The sequence below is a fragment of the Novosphingobium lindaniclasticum LE124 genome, assembly GCF_000445125.1.
GTDB lineage: Bacteria > Pseudomonadota > Alphaproteobacteria > Sphingomonadales > Sphingomonadaceae > Novosphingobium > Novosphingobium lindaniclasticum.
In genome coordinates this window covers 1-710 of record NZ_ATHL01000026.1, presented here as the reverse complement: position 1 = coordinate 710, position 710 = coordinate 1, and the positions used below count along the sequence as shown (strand labels likewise).

Here is a 710-nt window from a genome sequence, read left to right as displayed (position 1 = left end):
TCAACCGCAAGACTCTCGTTATGAGCGAGGGACCGCCGGGGGGCAGGTCACAAACGCCGCCAGATCCGATACCTCGACACCACTGGTCTGAGCCCGAGGTTTCTACCAGCCATGAGTAGAGCCTGTGCCCGGTTTGATGCCCAAGCGCGGACGTGATGGCAACAACCGGGTTGAGGGTTAACCCCCAACCCAGTTTGCCGACTGAACTGGCTCCTATCTCGGCCGGGGTTCTGTTCCCCAGGCTCGAGTGAGGCCGGAAGTGGTTGTAGTCGTACCGCCATTCCGCCAGGGCCTGGCGAGTATGGCCAAGGCTGGTGAACAGCGTCTCGTTCAAGCATTCGTCACGCAGTCGAGCGTTGAAGCTCTCGATGGAAGCCGTTCTGCTGCGGCTTGCTGGCTACAATCCCTTGAATTCTTGATTGTGGGGATAGCAGGCAAGCATACTACGTCCTCATGAGAACAGGGAATTTATGGCGCCACAGCTTGATTACAGCTTGCCTGATGAGCGGAGCGACTGGAGCACTGGCTAGGCAGGCTGTGGCTGATCCGCCGCCGGTTCTGCTTATCGATGTAAATCTTTCGGAATGGTGGCCGCCGATGTCCTTGAGACTGGATACCGGAACGGGCCGCTATTCCAAAACTCCACCACGAGGGTGGTTGTCGCGCGACATTCAGGGTGAGGAAGCGCGACAAACAAGATGAGAATCCTG

General features: G+C 57.9%; 1 pseudogene. It reads right to left on the bottom strand.

Features of this window, described 5'->3' with window-relative positions:
* Positions 1–217: 217 nt before the first annotated feature.
* Positions 218–392, bottom strand: a pseudogene (locus L284_RS47135) (integrase core domain-containing protein); the annotation flags it as partial.
* Positions 393–710: the final 318 nt, after the last annotated feature.